Source organism: Pseudomonas sp. QC2 (assembly GCF_002859085.1).
In the GTDB taxonomy this organism is placed as follows: Bacteria; Pseudomonadota; Gammaproteobacteria; order Pseudomonadales; family Pseudomonadaceae; genus Aquipseudomonas; species Aquipseudomonas petroselini.
Genome location: NZ_PKKS01000010.1, coordinates 294,981 through 310,385 on the forward strand (window position 1 = coordinate 294,981; position 15,405 = coordinate 310,385).

A 15,405-nucleotide genomic window follows, 5' to 3' on the forward strand; every position below is an offset into this window, starting at 1 on the left:
CCACCCTATCGGTTGCTGGCTTCGCTCAGGTTGTTCTGGGTGGACGCGCCAATGCCGACGATCGTGGCGGAAGGGATCAACTGGCTGATAAAGCGGTTCCACCGGGTGATATTGGCGGGGCCGACGAACACCACATCCTGGGGCTGCACATCAAAGCGCGTGGCCAGTGCCATGGCCGACGGAGACGCGGCTTCCAGCTGGTACACCTTGGCCGGCTCTGTCGCGATGTTCTGCGCGCCACGGATCACGTAGATGGCATCCGCGTTGGAGGTGTTCTGGTTGATCCCGCCCACCGAGCCGAGCACGTCGGAGAGGTTCATGCTGCGGGTCTTGAAGCTCAGGGCGCGAGGCTGCATGACCTCCCCCATCACATAGATGCGCTTGCGGTCGTTGTAGGCCAGGTACAACTGGTCGCCGTCCTTGAGGTAGATGTCGTTCACGCGCGACTGTGCAAGGTTGAGCGTGTCGAGGTCCAGGGTGTAGCGCTTGCCGTCACGGGTGAGCGTGAGGTTCGACAGGTCGGCATTGAGCGGGTCGATCCCTGCGGCGCCCATGGCCTCCATCACGTTCATCGGGATAGTCGTGATCGGCACCGGCCCGGCCTTGGCCACCGCGCCGGTGATCACCACACGCTGGCTGGCAAACCGCAGCACGCTGACGTCCACCTGGGGACTGTCGATGTACTGGCGTAGCTTGTCGGTGATCTCGCTGCGCAACGCTTCAATGGAGCGCCCTTTGGCAGTCAGTTCGCCCACGTAGGGGTAGAACAGGTTGCCCTCGGGGCTGACCAGGCGACCGTTGGCATCGATCTGTTGTTGTGGACCGGAAGGCGCCGTCAGTTCGGGGTGATCCCACACCGTGATATACAGCGCATCATTGGCGCCGATCAAATACGGGCCAGGCTTATAACTCAACAGTTCTGCCGGGATGGAATACGGCACCTGGGTGGCCGCGTCCATGGCGAGTAACTTGGGCGTTATTGGAATTAAATCCACGCGGCTACTTTCAGCGCCACCCTGCTCGGTCATCGCCGCCGTGTCCATATATTGGCCCGGGGCAAACATGCAGCCTTGCAACAATGCAGCGGCCACAGCCGCAACAGAAAAAATACGCATCATAGTGCTAGGACACTCGCGATAATCGACAAGAAAAAAAGACCACTTGGGTGGGGATTCCAAGCGGTCTGAAAAGCGGAAGGTTTACAACTTAGTTGCCGGTACCGGTCGTGCCGGTCGTGCCGGTGGTACCCGTGGTGGTGCCGCCATTGGAACTGCCGCCGCTGTTGGAAACCGCCGCAACACCGGCGATGAGGGCGCTGCCGACCAGCAGGGTTTGCCCCACCGTCACCGTGCCCGCCACCGTGGTATCGAGCCCCAACGGCAACTCAACGGCCAACGCAGAAGTACTCAGGATACTGAGTACAATAATAGCCAGTGGTGTTCTCATCTCAGACTCCTTATCGTCAGTGAATGGTCAGTCCGATAGTGCCATTCAACTAAACAGCGCACCAGACGGCGAATAATTAACGCCGCGGTTAAAAAATAACGTTTTATCGGCGAAGCGCCCGGCCTTCAATACATTGGCGCCCGTGAAGTTATTTAAAACGTTATTAATTGTCGGAAAACTTCAGGCCCGACCGTACTTGTCTTCAAAGCGCACAATGTCGTCCTCGCCCAAATAAGACCCCGACTGCACCTCGATCAACTCCAACGGGATCACGCCTGGGTTTTCCAGCGCGTGCACCTGGCCGATAGGGATATAGGTCGACTGGTTCTCCGAGACCAGGTACGTCTGCTCGCCATTGGTGACCCGCGCCGTGCCACTCACCACAATCCAGTGCTCGGCGCGATGGTGATGCATCTGCACCGACAGCTTGGCCCCCGGCTTCACGGTGATGCGCTTGACCTGGTAGCGCTGGCCGCTGTCCACCGAGTCATACATGCCCCACGGCCGATACACTTCACGGTGGTTGAGGTGCTCATGCCGCCCCGCCTGTTTAAGCTGGTCGACGATGCCCTTGACCTGCTGCACCTGATCCTTGTGCGCCACCAGCACCGCGTCCTTGGTCTCGACAATGATCAGGTCCTGCACCCCGACAGTGGCGACCAATCGGCTGTCGGCGTGGACGTAGGTGTCGCGGGTGTCGAGCGCCAGCCCATCGCCGCGCAGCACATTGCCGTTGGCATCTTTGGCACTGGCCTCCCACAGCGCCGACCACGAGCCGATATCGCTCCAGCCGGCCTGCAACGGCACCATCACCGCCTCGCTGGTTTTTTCCATCACGGCGTAGTCGACGGAGACGTCCGGGCACGCGGCAAACGTTGCGCTGTGCACGCGGGTGAACGGCAGGTCCTGGCTGCCACCTTCCAACGCCACGCGACACGCTTCGAGGATCGCCGGCTGAAAGCGTTCCAACTCTTCCAGGTAACGGCTGGCACGGAACATGAACATGCCGCTGTTCCAGGCGTAGTCACCGCTGGCCACGTATTTCGCGGCGGTGGCGGCGTTCGGCTTCTCGACAAAGCGCTTGACCCGGTAACCGCCCTCGCCCACCGCCGCGCCCTGTTCGAGGTAGCCGTAGCCGGTGTGCGCGCAGGTGGGAGTGATGCCGAAGGTCACCAGCTTGCCGGCCCGGGCCAGGGGCAACGCCACTTCCAGGCTGGCATGGAACGCCGGGATGTCTTCGATCAGGTGGTCCGCCGCCAGCACCAGCAGGACCGGGTCGTGGGCCTCGGCCACCGCCTTGCACGCCGCCAGCGCGATGGCCGGCGCCGTGTTGCGCCCCACCGGTTCCAGCAGAATGCTCGCCTGTTCCAGGCCCAACTGGCGCAATTGCTCAGCCACCAGAAAGCGGTGCTGCTCGTTGCAGATCAACTGCGGCAAGCCCACGTTGGCGCCGGTCAGGCGTGTGATGGTCTGCTGCAGCATCGACAGATGCGCATCGGTCAGGCGCAGGAACTGCTTGGGGTTCAATTGCCGCGAGAGCGGCCACAGGCGCGACCCCGAACCGCCAGCCATGATTACGGGTATTAACATGAGGGCATCCTTGGGCGAGAGCATCAGAAATAGGCGCGGGTGTTGGCGTGCACCCGCTGGCTGAAACGCAGTTCATCCTCCGGCCACCAACGGTATTGCTGGTGTTGTCCCGCAGGCGGCTGCAGGGTTTCGTCGCCGGCCAGCTCCAGGCAGTAGCTGAGCACCACATAGTGGGTGTCCGGCCCAGCCCCGGCGTTGGCAAACACACTGTCATCGTAGAAATGCTCGAACACCCCCAGCAGCCGGGCAGTCGCGCGCTCGAAGGGGCGCCCCAGTTCATCCTGGGTGATGCGTCGGAAGGCGCCGTCCAGGCTTTCGTTTTTCTGGATGCGCCCACCGGGCACGAACCAGAAGCCGTAGGCCGGTCGATTCACACGCAGACCGAGCAAAACATCGCCACGACGGTTGCGTACCACCAAGTCAATCGCCACCAGGGGCGTCGACGCTACGACCGTTTGGAAGGTCGGTAAATCAAGCCACATACCCGTCAGACCTGTGCCAGAAAACGTTGCAGAATGCGTTCCTTGTCGAGGAACTCCTTGGCGTAGTTCAACGCCACACTATTGCGCGCAGGCAATGCCAGAACCTGCTCGATCCCGGCGTTCAGCGCCGCGAGCGATTCCGGTTCGATCAACACCGCAATGCCCGGGTGCTCCTCGCACAGGCGGCCGAGGGTGGTGCCGGGGTCGGCGGTGATAATTGCATGACCGCCCACCGCCAGAATGTTGGTGAGCTTGGACGGCAAGACGGAATCGGCCACCCCACGTTTCTGGATCACCAGGTGCCCGTCAGCCGAGGCCAGCAGCGCGGGTAAATCCTCGTAAGCCTGCAAGGGCGCGAACAGCACATTGCGCAGGCCTTCGTTGTGTACACGCTCAAGCAAGCGCGCCTTGCCAGTGCCCTGGCCGACAATCAGGAACACCACCTCCGTACGATCGACGTGGGCCCGCGCCGCATCCAGAATCAGCTCCAGGCCTTGCTTCTCACCGATATTGCCGGCGTACAACAGCACCTTGGCGCCCGGCGGCACACCCAAGCGTTCCAGCAACGCGCGGTTGTGCGGCACCTGGCGGAAACGCGCAGTCTCCGACCAGTTGGGAAAAAACATCAGCCGCTTGCTGTTCACGCCTTTGCCACGGGCCTTGTCGAGCATGCCGCTGGAAATCGTCGAGACCCGATCAAAGCGCCGCAACAGCCAGCCCTCGATGCCGAACGCCAAGCGTCGCAGCAGCGAGCCGCCGCCAATGCCCAGGCCAAACATCGCATCCACTTCATAATCCTGGATATGCAGCACCGAGCGCGCGCCACTCAGCTTGGCCAGCAGCAGCGCCTGGGGCGCACAAAACAGCGTGGGCACCACCAGGATCACCAGGTCCGGCTTCCAGCGCAGTTGCCCCAGGACCGCCAGGCACGAGCTGGCGGAAAAGCTCACCAGGTGCAGCAGGCGCGTCAGCGCCGTGGGCTGGCGCGGCACGTACAGCGGGCAGCGAATCACGGTGACGCCGGCGTCCTGCTCGGTGCGAAAACGCCACGGCGAATAGCCCTCGCCCACCTGCCACTGCGGGTAATACGGCGGTGCGGTCACCACGCGCACTGCATGCCCTTGCGCCGCCAGCCAGCGCGCCTGTTCCCCGCTGTATTTGCCGATGCCGGTCAGCTCCGGGCTGTAATTGATGCCATACAGAAGGATCTTCATCACTGGCCCCGAGGCTGTTCGAGTGCGGCGAGGTAAGCGTTGTAGGCATCGCGCAGGCCCTCTTCCAACGGCACGTAGGCTTCCCAACCGAGGGCGTTGATACGGCTTACATCCAGCAACTTGCGCGGCGCGCCGTCGGGCTTGCTCGCGTCGAAGCGCAAGCGCCCCCGGAACCCGGTGACCCGCACCAGCGCCTCTGCCAGCTCGGCGATGGTGCAATCCACACCAGTGCCGACGTTCAGGTGCGAGCGCATCGGCTGGGTCTGCTCGCGATAGCGCGCGGCGTCGAGTTCCATCACGTGCACGCTGGCCGCCGCCATATCATCCACATGCAAAAACTCACGGCGCGGGCGGCCGCTGCCCCAGATCACCACCTCGTCATCACCGCGCTGGGTCGCCTCATGAAAACGTCGCAACAAGGCTGCAATCACGTGGCTGTTCTCCGGGTGATAGTTATCACCCGGCCCATACAGGTTGGTCGGCATCACGCTGCGGTAATCGCGCCCGTGCTGGCGGTTGTAGCTCTCGCACAGCTTGATCCCGGCAATCTTGGCCACCGCGTAGGGCTCGTTGGTGGGCTCCAGCGCGCCGTCCAGCAACACCGCCTCGATCATCGGCTGCGGCGCATGCACCGGGTAGATGCACGATGAGCCAAGGAACAACAGGTGCTGCACGCCGCGGCTGTGGGCAGCGTTTATCACGTTGGCCTGGATCATCAGGTTCTGGTAAATGAAATCGGCCGGGTACGTGGCGTTGGCGTGAATCCCGCCGACCTTGGCGGCCGCCAGGTACACCTGGTCCACACGGTGCCCGGCGAAGTACGCCTGCACCGCCGCCGAGTCGAGCAGGTCCAGTTCATCGCGGCCAGCGGTAAGGATCTGCGTATACCCCAGCGCCCACAGCCTGCGAACAATGGCCGAACCGACCATGCCGCGATGGCCGGCGACAAAGATCCGTGCATCAAGATCGCGTGCCATGCTCAGTTCTCCACGGCAATCGGTGCGTCGTGCCCATGCAGGCGCAACAGGGCGTGACGCTGGGCGACCTTGAGGTCTTCGCGGACCATTTCGGCACACATTTCCTGCGCACTGATCTCAGGCACCCAACCTAAAGAGCGCTTGGCCTTGGACGGGTCGCCGAGCAGCGTCTCCACCTCTGCCGGGCGGAAGTAACGCGGGTCCACCCGCACAATCACATCCCCCACCAGGATGCCAGGGGCCAGGTCGCCGTCGATCTGCTCGACCACCGCCACCTCCTCCACGCCTTCGCCGACAAAACGTAACTGCAGCCCCAACTCCGCCGCCGACCAGCGAATAAAGTCGCGCACCGAATACTGCACGCCGGTGGCAATCACAAAGTCTTCCGGGCGGTCCTGCTGCAGCATCATCCACTGCATGCGCACGTAGTCCTTGGCGTGGCCCCAGTCACGCAGGGCATCCATGTTGCCCATGTACAGGCACTGTTCCAGACCCAAGGCGATGTTAGTCAGCGCACGGGTGATCTTGCGTGTCACGAAGGTTTCACCACGGCGCGGCGATTCGTGGTTGAACAGGATGCCGTTGCAGGCATACAGGCCGTAGGCCTCGCGGAAGTTCACGGTGATCCAGTAGGCGTACAGCTTGGCCACCGCATAGGGCGAGCGCGGGTAGAACGGCGTGGTTTCCTTTTGCGGGGTTTCCTGTACCAGGCCGTACAACTCGGAGGTCGAAGCCTGGTAGAACCGGGTCTTCTTTTCCAGGCCCAGCAGGCGGATCGCTTCGAGGATGCGCAGGGTGCCCAAGGCATCCACATCAGCGGTGTATTCCGGAGAATCAAAGCTCACAGCCACATGGGATTGCGCGCCGAGGTTGTAGATTTCGTCGGGCTGGATCTGCTGGATGATGCGCGTCAGGTTGGACGAATCGGCCAGGTCGCCGTAGTGCAGGATCAGGTTTTTATGCAGGGCCTGGGGGTCCTGGTAAATGTGATCGATGCGCTGGGTATTGAACGACGATGAACGTCGCTTGAGACCGTGCACGGTATAGCCTTTTTCCAGCAGCAGTTCCGCCAGGTACGAGCCATCCTGACCGGTAATCCCGGTAATAAGCGCGACTTTGTTCATGTCTGTCTCCCGATTGATAGGCGAGCGAAGGCCGACACCCAAACTTGGGTGTTTGTTAAAAACGGTCAGTTACTTCGGTGTGGGCAGGTTCAAGTTATGTCCGGTCAACTTTGAAAGTTCGCGGACAATGGCTTCCTTATCGTTTAAATGCGCAATCGCGGTCTCCAGCTCGAGCACTTTCGCGCCCACCAGAAAGCGGTACCAGTAACCCTGGAGCAGGTGATAGACCAGGCCGCTGCGGCCATCGAGAAACCCCAGTTGAATGATGTAGCGCCACAAGAAATACGCCGTCGAGCTCAGGGTGAACGGCACGCGGTTATACAGGCGGTTCTTGATCAGCCGCTTGGCCTTGGCCTGGAACGAACTCTGCCCCGTATGCACTTCATCGCGGATCGCGAACAACCCGAGCCGTGCGTTGAGCACTTCAATGGCTTCACGGGTGGCGTACTGGTTGTGCTTGTGGGTGAAGAAGGTCAGGTCATGCAGGTTATGGTCGGCAAACCCGCCTTCCAGCGTGATGGTGCGGCCCTCGGCCACCGAGATGTGCTCGTCCATCCAACGGTCTTCCATGCGCCCCAGGCCCGTGCGCCACAGCCGCAGCATCTTCAGGGGGTAGCGGCCGCCATGGCGTACCCAGCGGCCCATGAAAATATGCTTGCGCTTGAAGTTGATGCCGGTGATGTCGCTGGCCAATGTCGGCAGGCGGGAATTGATCGCGGCGGCGAGGTCGGCCTCGATGATTTCGTCGGCGTCCAGGCGCATCGTCCAGTTGCCGGTGATCGGTAAGTTGTCCAGCGCCCATTGGAACTGCTTGGCTTGGTTGATGAACGCGTGCTGCACCACCCGCGCGCCGTGGCGTCGGGCGATGTCGCAGGTGTCGTCGCTGGAGAATGAATCCACCACCAGCACTTCATCGCTGAAGGCGCGCACCGAGTCGATGGCCCGGGCGATGTGCAGGCTCTCGTTGTAGGTGAGGATGATGACGCTGATGGTTTCACGGTTCATGGCATCACCGCCTGAAGGTGCTGGGTACGCTCGCCGATTTGCCGGGCCGGATGCCCGGCGTGCACGGTCCATGGCTGCACGATGCTCTTGATCACCAAAGTGCGAGCCCCCACCACCACGCCATCCGCCACACTGACACCCAAGGTGATAAACGCCTCGGCACACACCCACACGTGGTCCCCCAGCACGATGGGTTTTGCATACAGCTGAAAGTTCTTGCTGTTGTAGTCGTGGGAGCCGCCACATAAATGGGCCCCCTGGGAAATCACGCTGTAGCGCCCGATGCGAATCAACGCCATGTTGTACAGGGTGGTGCCGTCGGCAATACCGACATGGTCACCCAGCTCCAGATTCCAGGGTGCCCAGACCTTTGCCCGTGGATACACGTGCACCCCCTTGCCCAGCCGTGCGCCGAACAACCTGAGCAGGAAGGCCCTCCAGGCATGAAACGGGCGTGGGCTGGTGCGAAACAGCAACACATACACCATGTTCCAGAGCTGACGGCGCAACCGATGGCCCAGGGAGAATGACGGTGAGCGATGCGGATCATTACCTTGGAGAATCATGGGAAACACTCCCGCACTATCTCCAGCAGGCGCTGTGCACCCCGCCGGATATGGAAGCGCTCGGTAAAACACACCTTGGCTCGCTGGGACATCTGCGCGTAACCGGGCGCATCCAGCTGCAACCAGCGTTGCAGGTTTTGCAGGGCGCCCGCCGCCGTGTCGTCGCTGACAAACCCTACGGCGTCTTTCTCGATTTCACGCCAGATATTCACCTTGTTACTGATCAGCACGGGCTTGCCGCACGCCAGCGCCTCAGCCACGACCACGCCGAAATTCTCCTGGTGCGAAGGCAGGCAAAACACCTCGGCGGCGTAGAACGCGCCCCACTTCGCGGCGCCCTGCAGCATGCCGGGCCACGTTACGCGATCAGCGATACCCAATTGCACAGCCTGCGCCTGCAGCGCCTGCACCCAACCCCCTTGGTCAGGGCCAGCCATCACCAAGTGCAAACGCGCGTCCTGCCCGGCCACCTGAGCAAAGGCCTGCAACAGGTGATCGCAGCCCTTTTTCTCGTGAATACGGCTCAGGAACAACACCACCCGCTTGCCCTTGAGCTGCGGATGCTCAGTGACGAAGTCGTGCGCAAGGCGCGCATCGTCGAGCGGTGGGCTGGAAGTACCGTAGGCCGTAATCGTTTCGTTGGCGCGATAGAGCCAAAACGACTCGCGTGCACGGATCCGCTCTTCTTCACTGGTGAACACCACGCGCCGCGCATCCCGCAGCACCCGGTATTCGCCCCACGGCCAGTACAACCATTTCTTCAAATGCTTGAGTGGGTAAGCGTGCTTGAACCAGGGATCCAGCATGCCGTGGGTGTACACGATGTACGGTCGGCCCAGCTTGTTAAGCACCTGGCGGGCAACAAAGCCGTGGTACTGCCACAGACCGTTGATGATGAAAAAATCATAGTCACGCGCGTGCTGTTCCAGCCATGGGCGAATGTTGCCGTTCAGCCCGTACCCAAACCGGCTTGGCCCCATGAAATGCACGGTGCCGGGATAGTCGACAGCGAACGCGCCGTCCAGCGTCAGCACATCCACGCGATGCCCGTCCTGGGTGAGCAGCGTGTCGATTTCCCGAGCCGCGTTGATGGGCCCGCCTTTTTCCGGTTTAACCGAAGAGATGATTCTAAGTAACTTCAAGTGCTGTCGTCCGCTGATGCGTTGAGTAGATTCAGGTTTTCTTGCAGGCCGCGAGGATCAGGCATGCGTAGAGCACGCCAAACGCCAGGAACGTGCCCTGCATGGTCATTACCCCGTTGAACAAAATCGGCGCCAGGAAGCCGCACAGCAGCAACGGGACACCCGTGCCTTGCCTGACCAACGCCTTGTAGGACCTGAGCAGCAGCCAGAGCAGGACGAATACCCTGAACAGGATGAACATCAGCCCTGCGGGAAGGCCCATTTCGAGCACGATTCGTGACCATTCATCTTCGGCCAATAGAAACCCCGCGCCCTGCTCTCGCCCTGCGCGCAGGATTGTCGAAGCCGCGTTGGTGCCTGAACCAATGCCATGCCCCCACAGGGGTGCGTCGTCGACCACACGGGTGAAGGCATACAGGCTGGAGAACGCGCGAGTGACCGGCGAGCCTTCGCTGGCAACGGCGCTGCGGTTTCGCTCCACCAGCACCTGGTAGCTGTCGGTGGACATGAAGATCAGCAGGCTGACGAATAACGCAGCAGCCAGGAAAAACAACGACAGCAGGTTACGTTGCGACTTCTTGATCAAGGCGACCATCAGCGCGGCCAGCAGCACAATTGCCGCGTACGCATAGATGGCCCTGGACCCCGTGAGGAAGCACATCACCGCCACCGAAGCCGCCGACACGCCGAAGAGCACATAACGCCGCGCGAACACCGCACGGAACAAGGCCTTGTCAAAAATCGCCGCCACCAGGAACGCAAAGCACGCCGACACATACACCACGTGCCCGGCGGTAAAGGTAAAGGTGCCGTAAGGCCTGACGACGCCGTCGGCAATCATGAAGATGAAGTCATCATCGCCAATGCCCTTGTTCACGTAAGCCTGTGGCCCGGACGAATATTGCAGCACCACCAGCACGCTGATCGGGATCGCCGCGAACAATGTGATCCGGGCAAAACGGTAAACATCCATCAGCCTGATCGTCTTGCCGGCGACAAATATCAGCGGGAAATACAGCAGGTAATTGCGCACCCCATACCCGTAGATGACGAAGCCTTCGGGACGGGTCAACAAAAACGCCGACACCAGCACGAAGAACACCAGCACCAGCACGACGAAGTAAGCCGACACCAGGTTTTTCGAGAAAAAGCCGAACCGGTAGGCGCACCAATAGATGTAAAGGACGATCGGGTCCTTGATGAAATAGATGGCCGAGCTGAGGCCCGGCATCACCCACTTGCGCAAGATCCCTTCGAACAGGATGAACAGGTAGATGAGCACGAACGCACTGACCACACGGACCCGGTAGCGCTCACGCAGGCTGACCGTGTCAGGACTGGCAAAGGATTGCATCCATCACCCCCTTGGCGTAGCTCTCCCACGTCGTACCACCGGCAGACAACACCGCGTTGCGCTTCAACCCGTTGAGTTTTTCCTTGTCCTGCGCCAGTTCCACCAGACGGTGGGCGATGGCTTCGGCGGACCGGATCGGCACCACATAACCATTGACGCCATCGACGACCAGGTCCGCCGCGCCACAGTTCTGCGACACGATGACCGCCGTCCCCATGGACAGCGCTTCACCGACGACCAGGCCGAACGCTTCGGCGAGTGACGGCAGGACCAGTACATCCGCCTCCTGCAAGTGCCGGATGACCTCATCGTGGGACGCAGAACTGAACCACTGGTACTTCTTCAGTTCACTATTGAGCGCCTGGTTGCGACCGTTGGCGTAGTCTGCGCCGATCACGGTGACATCCAGGGCAACGCTGCTCGCGGCAAGGCTCAGTGCGTCGAAAAAATACGAGATGCCCTTTTGCTGGGTCAGCGCACCGACATAAATCACTTTCAACCGCGCGCCTGGCCGGGCATTCACCTCATGGCGCAGCATCGGCGCCGGGGCACCGTAGGGTGTTATCGCAACTTTGTCGGCGGCAATGCCGTAATCACCCAAGGTTCGCTTGGCAAACGTGCTCGCCACAATGATGCGGTCCGCCAACGTCAGCTCAGCGGTCTGTTTGCGTACCGTGTCGTCACTGATGTTCGGAATGCTCGCCCGCCAGGCCGGGTTGGCCTCGCGCTCATGGTCAAGCACCCTGCACGCATAGGCGATAGAGCCGAAGGCGGCCTCATAATTGAGGGCGATGCCTCCAATGTCCCGAGCCGCGCTGAACAGGCCCAGGCACTTGCCGTCATAACCGTACACCTGACTGGGTTTGCGCGGTGCCCTGTGCAGGAAGTTGGCGCTGGCCTGGTCAATGTGGTTGTACACATTTTCCGGGCAAAATATTCCGATGTTGCGCTGCGTGAAGCGGTACCACTTCAGCTTGTCGCAGAGTACGCGCGGCACATCGTAGCGCGGGTAGCTGTGCAGCAAAGCGCCGTCGACCTGATCAAACGTGCGCCGCAAACACTCCTTGCCCACGACCGGTAGGCGGCAGAGCAACGAGTCCTTATGCAGGGCCAACGAGGTATGAAAGGAATGCAGCAGCTGCCGTTGATTCAAGGCACGTAGCAATGCACGGACATTCTGATTACCGACGGGATGAGCGACCAGGATCATCTTATTTGCCCATCCAGGCTTCGACGACAGCACTTGAGCGGACCGGGCTGTAGGTAAACGTACGCGTCGCACGCAAGCGGATGACCCGCGCCGGATTACCCGCCACGACGGTGTACGGCTCCACATTGCGGCCGACCACACTGCCCGCGCCTACGACGGCACCTTCGCCAATCGTCACCCCCGGCAGGATCATCGCGTCGGTGGCGATCCATGCGTAATCGCCGATCACAACGGGTGCCACCTTCAGCCGCCACGCGGGATCGTCCAGGTCATGGGTGCCCGTCAGGATCCGCACCCCCTCATTAATCGCCACATGCGCCCCGACCCGGACGGGTGCATGCAATTGGATAAACGTGCGCTTGCCAATAAAGCTGCCGGTGCCGACGCTGAAACGCGCCACGGCACCTTCGAACTCCACCGCGTTGATCATCACCAACGATCCCAGGGTGGCGCCCTGTCGGTGCAAGGCACGTTGAAGGTGATGAGCCTTGAGCAATCGGCCCAGCAGCAGTAAGCGCTTGGCCAGGTACTTGAGCCCAGCCGGCTTCAGCAGGCTGACTTTCAATCGATGGTGGACCAGGTGATTAATCAGCACGGGCCATCCTCCTTTCGAGACGATGAAAACCGCGCTTGGCGAAGCAGAACAGCACCCCTTCGGTAGCGACCAGCACATAGCAGACGCCGAGCAACCCATAGTCTGGCGCCAGGCAAAATACCGCCAGGCTGCTGGCGACCGACACCAGCATGAACACCACGGCAAATGACGAATAGGACGCCGTCGCCATCAAGGCGACCCAATAGACCTGCCAGGCCACGTGGGTCAGCGCACCGATAATCAGCACCAGCATGATGCTGGAGGAGTAGTCGTCTTTGCGGCCCGACCACAGATCAAAAATCGTCCCGCCAAATAGCACCACCAACGCACCCATCACACAGGCAATGGGCAATGAGAATTTCAAGGCATACCGGATCATTTTCCTGACCAACTGGTTGTCACCGATGGAGAATGCATAGGAAATTTCCGGCCAGAGGGACTGGTTCACCACCGTCGAGAACTGCACCAGCACCCGCGAAATGGTCCGGTACAAGCCGAATATCGCCGCGTGGGCCGGAGACAGCAGCACCGACAACAGAATGATCAGCCCCTGCACGTTCAGCGCCAGGCCAATGGGAAAGGCCAGCGACGCAAGTGACGGTTTGATCAAGGTCACGAACGCGCGCCTGCCGATCGCTGACGGGTTGAAACCCAAGGTGACGCCCAATCGATTGGCGATCAGGTTCTTGCTCACGATGCCAACCGAACGGACGCCCAGCAGCATCAGGCTGGTGGCGACCAGGCTCTGGGTGAGGTAGGCACACGACAAGGCGGCCGACCACTCCAGCATGCGGATGACGTTCATGATGAATGACGACAATGGCAGGGCTTTACAGGCCCGGTAGCGGATCGAGATCATGTTCGTAAACAGGCAAAGCAGCGAATAGCCCGTCAGGGCCGAGAGGATCAGCACCCCCTCACCGCTCCTGATCGACGTGAGATTGAGCAGGCTGAACAGATCAAAAAAAGCCAGCGACCCCACGGCCAGCAACAACACGCTGAGCCCCGCCAGCAGCAAAAACGCAAAGCTGGTGCTGTAGACCGCACGCGCGACCTTCAACCGCCCTCGTTCATGCCAGATCACCACCTTGCTCGATGCCGCCGTGGTCACTCCCAGGTCGGACAGCGCCAGATAGGTCGGAATCGCGGACAGCACAACCCACTCGCTGTAGGCGCCAAAGCCCCAACTGGCAATCAGCACCGGGACACTCACCAACTGGATCAGCAGGTTCACCACCTGGCCAAACGAATTGGCGCCAATGCCGCTGACGATTCTTTTAAGCACGCTCATGGGAAGACCTATACCGAGTTGAGAGGTCGCCCGATGGATACGTAGTGAATACCTTTCTTCAGCACACTGGCGGGGTCGAACAAGTTGCGCCCGTCGAAGATCAGCGGCTGCTTGAGCTGCTGCTGGATCACGGTGAAATCCGGTGCCTTGAAGACTTGCCACTCGGTGACGATCAGCAAGGCGTCGGCGCCTTTCAGGCAGGCTTCCTTGGTGCCGCACAGGCGCAAGTCATCGCGGTCGCCATAAATGCGCTGGGTTTCCTCCATGGCTTCCGGATCAAAGGCTTGCACCTTGGCCCCCGCACGCCAAAGGGCTTCCATCAATACCCGGCTTGGTGCCTCGCGCATGTCATCGGTGTTGGGCTTGAAACTGAGCCCCCAGAGCGCGAATGTCTTACCCGCCAGCTCGCCGTTGAAGTGCGTGGATATTTTGTTGAACACGCTGTGTTTCTGTTCAACGTTGCGCCGCTCCACCGCCTTGAGCAGCGTGGCATCGAAGTCGATGGTTTCGGCCGTCTGGATCAGCGCCTGGACATCCTTCGGGAAGCACGACCCGCCGTACCCCGCCCCCGCATAGAGAAAGTGATAGCCGATACGCGGATCGGAACCGATCCCCTGACGTACCATCTCGATGTCGGCACCCAATCTCTCGGCCAGGTTGGCCATCTCGTTCATGAAGCTGATCTTGGTGGCGAGCAGGCAATTGGCGGCGTACTTGGTCAACTCAGCGCTGCGCACGTCCATCACAATGATCTTTTCGTGGTTGCGATTGAACGGCGCATAGAGCTCGCGCATCACCGCTTCGGCATGCCGGCTGGCAGTGCCGATGACAATACGGTCCGGCCTGATGCAGTCAGCCACCGCGCAGCCTTCCTTGAGAAATTCCGGGTTGGACACGACGTCAAAGGCCAAGTCGGCGCGCTCACGCAGGGCGAGCATGGCGGCAATGCGCGCACTGACTTTGTCGGCCGTACCTACGGGAACCGTGGACTTGTCGATGATGGTCAGCGGGGCCTGCATATGCTGCCCGATGGTCTCGGCCACCGTCAGCACATACTTCAAGTCGGCCGAACCGTCTTCATCCGGTGGTGTGCCCACGGCGATAAACTGCACTTCGCCGTGCTTGACCGCAGCCACGGCGTCGGTGGTGAAATTCAAGCGACCGGCCGCATGGTTTTCCCTGACAAGGGTCTCCAGGCCTGGCTCATAAATCGGGATGTGCCCCTGCTTGAGGCGTTCAACCCGATGCGCATCGATATCGACACACAGCACGTCGTGACCGACTTCAGCGAGTACCGCCCCCTGGACCAGCCCTACATAACCAATGCCAAAAACGGTGACTTTCATAGCGTTTCTCTTTGAACCTGCGGCCAGTGGTAGACGTGCTGCGCGTTGGACTGCAATTGCCTG

The 15,405-nt window shown here is 60.9% G+C and carries 15 protein-coding genes; all 15 read right to left on the bottom strand.

Annotated elements, in window-relative coordinates; translation table 11 throughout:
- Nucleotides 1-5: 5 nt before the first annotated feature.
- The 15 genes from QCBJ_RS10815 to QCBJ_RS10885 all read right to left on the bottom strand — a co-directional run bounded on the left by QCBJ_RS10815 (nt 6) and on the right by QCBJ_RS10885 (nt 15,342).
- The gene (locus tag QCBJ_RS10815) at nt 6-1,118 is read right to left on the bottom strand and encodes a polysaccharide biosynthesis/export family protein (protein WP_102060800.1); all 1,113 of its coding nucleotides are present in this window, start codon (nt 1,116-1,118) and stop codon (nt 6-8) included.
- Between the two features lie 88 nt (nt 1,119-1,206).
- On the bottom strand, nt 1,207-1,446 hold the full coding sequence (locus tag QCBJ_RS10820; RefSeq protein ID WP_046034678.1) for a hypothetical protein: 240 nt from the start codon (nt 1,444-1,446) through the stop codon (nt 1,207-1,209).
- Nucleotides 1,447-1,626: 180 nt separating this feature from the next.
- Nucleotides 1,627-3,036: a mannose-1-phosphate guanylyltransferase/mannose-6-phosphate isomerase gene (locus QCBJ_RS10825; RefSeq protein ID WP_102060801.1), complete on the bottom strand. Its 1,410-nt coding sequence runs from the start codon at nt 3,034-3,036 to the stop codon at nt 1,627-1,629.
- A 23-nt stretch (nt 3,037-3,059) separates the two neighbouring features.
- A complete protein-coding gene (locus tag QCBJ_RS10830) occupies nt 3,060-3,518 on the bottom strand; it encodes a GDP-mannose mannosyl hydrolase (RefSeq protein ID WP_046034676.1) in 459 nt (152 codons plus the stop codon).
- A gap of 5 nt (nt 3,519-3,523) precedes the next feature.
- Entirely contained in the window at nt 3,524-4,732 is a 1,209-nt protein-coding gene (locus QCBJ_RS10835) for a glycosyltransferase WbuB (protein WP_102060802.1), read from the bottom strand.
- A complete protein-coding gene (locus tag QCBJ_RS10840; protein WP_102060803.1) occupies nt 4,732-5,709 on the bottom strand; it encodes a GDP-L-fucose synthase in 978 nt (325 codons plus the stop codon). The genes QCBJ_RS10835 and QCBJ_RS10840 overlap by 1 nt, the downstream gene beginning before the upstream one ends.
- A 2-nt stretch (nt 5,710-5,711) precedes the next feature.
- Nucleotides 5,712-6,833 (bottom strand): GDP-mannose 4,6-dehydratase, encoded by a 1,122-nt coding sequence (gmd, locus tag QCBJ_RS10845; RefSeq protein ID WP_012724815.1) that lies wholly within the window; start codon nt 6,831-6,833, stop codon nt 5,712-5,714.
- Nucleotides 6,834-6,902: 69 nt separating this feature from the next.
- Nucleotides 6,903-7,838 (bottom strand): glycosyltransferase family 2 protein, encoded by a 936-nt coding sequence (locus tag QCBJ_RS10850; protein ID WP_046034674.1) that lies wholly within the window; start codon nt 7,836-7,838, stop codon nt 6,903-6,905.
- A complete protein-coding gene (locus tag QCBJ_RS10855) occupies nt 7,835-8,404 on the bottom strand; it encodes an acetyltransferase (RefSeq protein ID WP_043205501.1) in 570 nt (189 codons plus the stop codon). The genes QCBJ_RS10850 and QCBJ_RS10855 overlap by 4 nt, the downstream gene beginning before the upstream one ends.
- The gene (locus tag QCBJ_RS10860; RefSeq protein ID WP_012724818.1) at nt 8,401-9,546 is read right to left on the bottom strand and encodes a glycosyltransferase; all 1,146 of its coding nucleotides are present in this window, start codon (nt 9,544-9,546) and stop codon (nt 8,401-8,403) included. Before QCBJ_RS10860 ends, QCBJ_RS10855 begins: the two co-directional genes overlap by 4 nt.
- Nucleotides 9,547-9,577: 31 nt before the next feature.
- On the bottom strand, nt 9,578-10,900 hold the full coding sequence (locus tag QCBJ_RS10865) for an O-antigen ligase (protein ID WP_102060804.1): 1,323 nt from the start codon (nt 10,898-10,900) through the stop codon (nt 9,578-9,580).
- The gene (locus QCBJ_RS10870) at nt 10,878-12,110 is read right to left on the bottom strand and encodes a glycosyltransferase family 4 protein (RefSeq protein ID WP_102060805.1); all 1,233 of its coding nucleotides are present in this window, start codon (nt 12,108-12,110) and stop codon (nt 10,878-10,880) included. Before QCBJ_RS10870 ends, QCBJ_RS10865 begins: the two co-directional genes overlap by 23 nt.
- Nucleotide 12,111: 1 nt before the next feature.
- Nucleotides 12,112-12,705 (bottom strand): DapH/DapD/GlmU-related protein, encoded by a 594-nt coding sequence (locus QCBJ_RS30555; RefSeq protein ID WP_277419553.1) that lies wholly within the window; start codon nt 12,703-12,705, stop codon nt 12,112-12,114.
- Nucleotides 12,695-13,996 (bottom strand): lipopolysaccharide biosynthesis protein, encoded by a 1,302-nt coding sequence (locus QCBJ_RS10880; protein ID WP_093541640.1) that lies wholly within the window; start codon nt 13,994-13,996, stop codon nt 12,695-12,697. The genes QCBJ_RS30555 and QCBJ_RS10880 overlap by 11 nt, the downstream gene beginning before the upstream one ends.
- An 8-nt stretch (nt 13,997-14,004) precedes the next feature.
- On the bottom strand, nt 14,005-15,342 hold the full coding sequence (locus tag QCBJ_RS10885; RefSeq protein ID WP_046034669.1) for a UDP-glucose/GDP-mannose dehydrogenase family protein: 1,338 nt from the start codon (nt 15,340-15,342) through the stop codon (nt 14,005-14,007).
- Nucleotides 15,343-15,405: the final 63 nt, after the last annotated feature.

Coding starts and splice junctions, on each gene's coding strand:
- QCBJ_RS10870 (WP_102060805.1), bottom strand. CDS start 12,110: ATGATCCTGGTCGCTCATCCCGTCGGTAATCAGAATGTCCGTGCATTG.
- QCBJ_RS10825 (WP_102060801.1), bottom strand. CDS start 3,036: ATGTTAATACCCGTAATCATGGCTGGCGGTTCGGGGTCGCGCCTGTGG.
- QCBJ_RS10850 (WP_046034674.1), bottom strand. CDS start 7,838: ATGAACCGTGAAACCATCAGCGTCATCATCCTCACCTACAACGAGAGC.
- QCBJ_RS10885 (WP_046034669.1), bottom strand. CDS start 15,342: ATGAAAGTCACCGTTTTTGGCATTGGTTATGTAGGGCTGGTCCAGGGG.
- QCBJ_RS10830 (WP_046034676.1), bottom strand. CDS start 3,518: ATGTGGCTTGATTTACCGACCTTCCAAACGGTCGTAGCGTCGACGCCC.
- QCBJ_RS10820 (WP_046034678.1), bottom strand. CDS start 1,446: ATGAGAACACCACTGGCTATTATTGTACTCAGTATCCTGAGTACTTCT.
- QCBJ_RS10855 (WP_043205501.1), bottom strand. CDS start 8,404: ATGATTCTCCAAGGTAATGATCCGCATCGCTCACCGTCATTCTCCCTG.
- gmd (WP_012724815.1), bottom strand. CDS start 6,833: ATGAACAAAGTCGCGCTTATTACCGGGATTACCGGTCAGGATGGCTCG.
- QCBJ_RS10835 (WP_102060802.1), bottom strand. CDS start 4,732: ATGAAGATCCTTCTGTATGGCATCAATTACAGCCCGGAGCTGACCGGC.
- QCBJ_RS10815 (WP_102060800.1), bottom strand. CDS start 1,118: ATGATGCGTATTTTTTCTGTTGCGGCTGTGGCCGCTGCATTGTTGCAA.
- QCBJ_RS10880 (WP_093541640.1), bottom strand. CDS start 13,996: ATGAGCGTGCTTAAAAGAATCGTCAGCGGCATTGGCGCCAATTCGTTT.
- QCBJ_RS10840 (WP_102060803.1), bottom strand. CDS start 5,709: ATGGCACGCGATCTTGATGCACGGATCTTTGTCGCCGGCCATCGCGGC.
- QCBJ_RS10865 (WP_102060804.1), bottom strand. CDS start 10,900: ATGCAATCCTTTGCCAGTCCTGACACGGTCAGCCTGCGTGAGCGCTAC.